At 74.3% G+C, this 4,841-nt stretch carries 5 protein-coding genes and 1 pseudogene; 2 read left to right on the forward strand and 4 right to left on the reverse strand.

Going from position 1 to position 4,841, the window contains the following annotated elements; all coding sequences use genetic code 11:
- Window positions 1-136 precede the first annotated feature (136 nt).
- Window positions 137-1,822, forward strand: coding sequence for a gamma-glutamyltransferase (gene ggt, locus E1291_RS39265; RefSeq protein WP_242614661.1), 1,686 nt, complete (start codon window positions 137-139; stop codon window positions 1,820-1,822).
- Between the two features lie 49 nt (window positions 1,823-1,871).
- Entirely contained in the window at window positions 1,872-2,231 is a 360-nt protein-coding gene (gene cutA, locus E1291_RS39270; RefSeq protein ID WP_131743091.1) for a divalent-cation tolerance protein CutA, read from the forward strand.
- Window positions 2,232-2,286: 55 nt separating this feature from the next.
- Here the strand turns inward: cutA and E1291_RS39275 are convergent, their stop codons facing one another.
- From E1291_RS39275 to E1291_RS39290, 4 genes and pseudogenes are all read right to left on the reverse strand, one after another.
- Window positions 2,287-2,586: a metal-sensitive transcriptional regulator gene (locus E1291_RS39275; RefSeq protein WP_131743092.1), complete on the reverse strand. Its 300-nt coding sequence runs from the start codon at window positions 2,584-2,586 to the stop codon at window positions 2,287-2,289.
- A gap of 149 nt (window positions 2,587-2,735) precedes the next feature.
- Window positions 2,736-3,326, reverse strand: coding sequence for a histidine phosphatase family protein (locus E1291_RS39280; protein WP_131743093.1), 591 nt, complete (start codon window positions 3,324-3,326; stop codon window positions 2,736-2,738).
- Between the two features lie 47 nt (window positions 3,327-3,373).
- On the reverse strand, window positions 3,374-4,492 hold the full coding sequence (gene ald, locus E1291_RS39285) for an alanine dehydrogenase (RefSeq protein ID WP_131743094.1): 1,119 nt from the start codon (window positions 4,490-4,492) through the stop codon (window positions 3,374-3,376).
- 156 nt (window positions 4,493-4,648) lie between these two features.
- Window positions 4,649-4,841: pseudogene (locus E1291_RS39290) on the reverse strand (glycerate kinase); the annotation flags it as partial.

Here is a 4,841-nt window from a genome sequence, read left to right on the forward strand (position 1 = left end):
CGCCGGACCGGCCACCCGGCGGAGCGAACCCGGGCCCCTGCCCAGGGGCGCCTGGCCCACCGGGACCGGGGAAGGCACCGCGGCGCGGCCCGCCCCGCCCGACCGGCGGCCGGTCGCCACCGGCTACGGCGGCGCCGTGTCCACCGTCGACCCGGACGCCAGCCGCGCGGCCGTCGAGGTGCTCCGCCACGGCGGCAACGCGATGGACGCCGCGATCGCGGCCGGGGCCACGCTCGGGGTCACCGAGCCGTACGTGTCGGCGATCGGCGGCGGCGGTTACCTGACCTACTACGACGCCCGGTCCCGGCGCGTGTACGCCCTCGACGGCCGCGAGTTCGCGCCGAAGGCGACGCGGCCGGACTCCTTCGTCGACCCGGCGACCGGCCGGGCGCTGCCCTTCGACGAGGCCGTCACCAGCGGGCTCGGCGTCGGCGTGCCCGGCACGCTCGCCCAGTGGGACCTCGCGCTGCGCCGCTTCGGCACCCGCGACCTGCGCACCCTGCTGCGGCCCGCGATCCGCGTCGCCGAGCGCGGCTTCACCGTCGACCAGGAGTTCCACGACCAGACCGCGCTGAACGAGGCGCGCTTCCGGGACATCGTCCCCACCCGTGAGCTCTTCCTGCCGGGCGGCAGGGTGCCCGCGGTGGGCAGCACCTTCCGCAACCCCGACCTCGCCCGCACCTATCGCGAGCTGGCCCGGCGCGGCCCGGACTGGCTGTACAAGGGCGGTCTCGGCGCGGAGGTCGCGCGGACGGTCACCGCGCCGCCGGTCGACCCGGCCGCCACCCGCAAGGTCCGTCCCGGCCTGATGACGACCGGGGACCTCGCCGCCTACCGCGCGCTGTCCAAGCAGCCGACGCACGTCCCCTACCGGGGGCTGGACGTGTACGGCGAGCCGCCCTCGTCGTCGGGCGGGTCCACGGTCGGGGAGGCCCTCAACATCCTGGGCAACTTCCGGCTCGACGCGCGCGACCCGGTCACCGCCCTGCACTACTACCTGGAGGCGTCCAAGCTCGCCTACGCCGACCGCGGCGCCTACGTCGGCGACCCCGCCAAGGTGAGCGTGCCATTGGAGGAACTGCTGTCGTCCGGGTTCGCCCGCGAGCGGGCCTGCCTGATCAAACCCGGCCAGGCCGCCGTCGCGCCCGTCCCGCCGGGGTCGCCGGACGGCCGGTACGCGCCGTGCGTCCCGCCCGGCACGCAGACCCGGGCGCTGGCGTTCGAGGGCCCGCAGACCACGCACCTGGTCGTGGCGGACAAGTGGGGGAACGTCGTCGCCTACACCGTCTCCATCGAGCAGTTCGGCGGCAGCGGCATCACCGTTCCCGGCCGCGGGTTCCTGCTCAACAACGAGCTGACCGACTTCACCCTGCAGCCGCCCGCGCCCGGTGCCCCGGCCGACCCGAACCTGGCCGGCCCGCACAAGCGGCCGCGCAGCAGCATGGCGCCGACCCTCGTGCTCAAGGACGGCCGGCCGAGGCTCGCCCTCGGGACGCCCGGCGGGTCGACCATCATCACGACCGTCCTGCAGATCCTGCTCGACCGGATCGACCTCGGCCTGGACCTGCCCGCCGCGCTCGCCGCCCCGCGCGCCACCCAGCGCAACACCCCGCAGGTGTTCGCCGAGCCGGCCTTCATCGAGCGGTACGGCCGGGAGCTCGCCGCGCGCGGGCACCGGCTGGAACCGTTCCCCGGCCCGCCGCGGGGCGTCATCGGGGCCGCCACCGCGCTGGAGGTGCTGCGGCCCGGCCTCGTCCAGGCGGTCGCCGAACCCGTCCGCCGCGGCGGCGGCAGCGCGCTCGTCGTCACCCCGGCCCGCTAGGGCCCGCGGGTCAGGCGTGCGCGGACGGGGAGAGGGAAGGAGTCGTGCCATGGCGCAGTCTTACGTCCAGGTGACGACCACGAGCGACTCCCGCTCCGAGGCCGCCGAACTGGCCAACTCGGCCGTCGCCGAGCGGCTCGCGGCGTGCGCCCAGCTCGTCGGCCCCATCGCCAGCACCTACTGGTGGGAGGGCGAGATCGAGTCGGCCGAGGAGTGGATGGTGGTGTTCAAGACCACCGCCGACCGCTTCGACGAGCTGGCCACCCTGATCACCGAGCTGCACTCCTACGACACCCCCGAGATCATCGCGACGCCCGTGGTGGCGGGCAGCATGGACTATCTCGCCTGGGTCGCCGAGCAGACCGAGCCGGGCGAGCGCGACGAGGCGGTGGACGAGCCGGAGGACTGAGCCGGAGAACTGGCGCGGGACCGGGCCGGAGGACTGTGCTGCGGGACCGCGCCGGTCAGCCGCGGCGCATGAGGCGGCCGACGGCGGCCATCAGCTCGGTGGACATCGCCTCGCCCTTGCCCTCCTCGGCGCCCTCGGCGACGCAGTGCCGCACGTGCCCGTCGAGCAGGCCGAGAGCGACCTTGTCCAGGGCGGCCTGGACGGCGCTGATCTGGGTGAGGACGTCGATGCAGTAGCGGTCGTCCTCCACCATCCGCTCGATGCCGCGCACCTGGCCCTCGATCCGGTGGAGCCGGGTCTGGAGCTGGTCCTTGGTGGCGGTGTAGCCGCGGATGGGGGTCTCGCTGGTGGCCATCTCCGTCCTCGCAATCGATCCCGGGGCGGTTTCGGCCATACCCCTCCGGGGTGATCCGCCCAGGTGCATCCTATGCGCTGGCGGGGACGCTCGCTCGGCCGCGACCGTCCCGCCGCCGGCTCCGCGCCGTCCCGCCGCCGGGGCGGGCGTCAGCGCGAGGGCACGTTCCAGGACGTGATCACCGGGCGGCCGTGCTCGGCGCCCAGCGTCGACAGGGTCCCGGTGTCCAGGGCGAACAGCCGTCCGAGCGCGGGCTCCAGGCCGAGCCAGCGCGCCGTGAGCACGCGCAGCACGTGCCCGTGCGCGACCAGTGCCACATTCCCGTCGGCCAGCAGTGGCCGCGCCCGCTCCAGCACCGCGTCGGCCCGCTCCCCGACCTGCCGCACGCTCTCCCCGGGGTGCCCGGCGTCGCCCGCGATCACGCCGTCGTCCCACAGGAACCAGCCGGGCCGTTCCTCGCGGATCTCCGCGCTGGTGATCCCCTCGTAGCCGCCGTAGTCCCACTCCCACAGGTCGGGATCCACGTCGTCCACGCGCAGGCCCGCCAGTTCGGCGGTGCGCCGCGCGCGCTCGGCGGGGCTGGACAGGGTGCGGACGACGCGGCGCCCTTCGAGCAGGGAGGGGAGCGAGCGCGCCTGGTCCTCGCCGCGCGGGGTGAGCGGGACGTCGGTGCGGCCCGTGTGCCGGCCGCCGCGGCTCCACTCGGTCTCGCCGTGCCTCAGAACGATCAGTTCCCCCATGGGCCCCACTGTAGAGGGCCCCATGGGGGTCCGGCGCTCACGGCCGGTCAGTCCTCCAGGACGGAGGCGAGCGGCGTGTAGGACAGGCCGTGCGCCTCGGCGACGTGGTCGTAGACCAGCTCGCCCGCGTGCGTGTTGAGGCCGAGGGCCAGCGCCGCGTTCTCGGTCAGGGCGCGCCGCCACCCCTTGTCCGCGATGGTGACCGCGTAGGGGAGCGTGACATTGGTGAGGGCGTAGGTGGAGGTGTTCGGTACCGAGCCCGGCATGTTGGCCACGCAGTAGAAGATCGAGTCGTGTACGCGGTAGGTGGGGTCGGCGTGCGTGGTGGGCCGCGAGTCCTCGAAGCAGCCGCCCTGGTCGATCGCGATGTCCACCAGCACCGCGCCGGCCTTCATGCCGGCCACGAGCTCGTTGGAGACCAGCTTGGGCGCCTTGGCGCCCGGGATGAGCACCGCGCCGATCACCAGGTCGGCCTCGCGGACCTGCTGCTCGAGCGTGTACGCGTTGGACACCAGCGTGCGCAGCCGGCCCTGGTAGATGGCGTCGATCTGGCGGAGCCGGTCGACGTTGACGTCCAGGATCGTCACCTCGGCGCCCATGCCGACGGCGATCTGCGCCGCGTTCAACCCGGAGACGCCGCCGCCGATCACCACGACCCTGGCGGGGGCCACGCCCGGCACGCCGCCGGGCAGCACGCCGCGCCCGCCGTTGGAGGCCATCAGGTTGTAGGCGCCCACCTGCGGGGCGAGCCGCCCGGCGACCTCCGACATCGGGGCCAGCAGCGGCAGCGAGCGGTCCGGCAGCTGGACGGTCTCGTAGGCGATGGCCGTCACGCCGGCCGACAGCAGCGCGTCGGTGCACTCGCGGGACGCGGCCAGGTGCAGGTAGGTGAACAGCGTCTGCCCGGCGCGCATGCGGTGGTACTCCGCCGCGATGGGCTCCTTGACCTTGAGGATCAGGTCGCCCTCGGCCCACACCTCGTCCGGGCCGTCGAGGATCTTGGCGCCGGCCGCGGAGAACTCGTCGTCGGGGATGGCCGACCCGAGACCCGCGCCGCGCTCGACGAACACCTCGTGACCGTGGCGGGTCAGCTCGTGCACACCCGCCGGGGTGATGGCCACCCGGTACTCATGGTTCTTGATCTCTTGTGGAACGCCGATCTTCACGGGTGTCCTCCATCAATGCTGACCAGGCTTTACGCCTAGAGTGAGGCCGTCCCACCCCGCCCGGCCATGTGCAGAGTGCAAAGGTATCGCCTCATTGGATGACAATGTGTAAAACGGGGCGGCGGGCCGGTCGCGGGGGCCGGGTCGCGGCGGCCGTCACGGGGCGGGCGGCAGCCATTCGTCGGCGATGGCGACCGTGAGCTGCTCCAGCAGCGGCCCCGCCCGCCGGATCCGCCGCTCGGGATCCGGCTCGATGTCGGCCAGCGCGTAGACGGCCTGGATCCGCGCCCGCCGCAGCCGCTCCCCGGTCAGCCCGCGCGTCCCGGCGACGGCGACGACCGGCGCGCCC

Source organism: Actinomadura roseirufa (genome assembly GCF_900659635.1).
Classification (GTDB): Bacteria; Actinomycetota; Actinomycetes; order Streptosporangiales; family Streptosporangiaceae; genus Spirillospora; species Spirillospora roseirufa.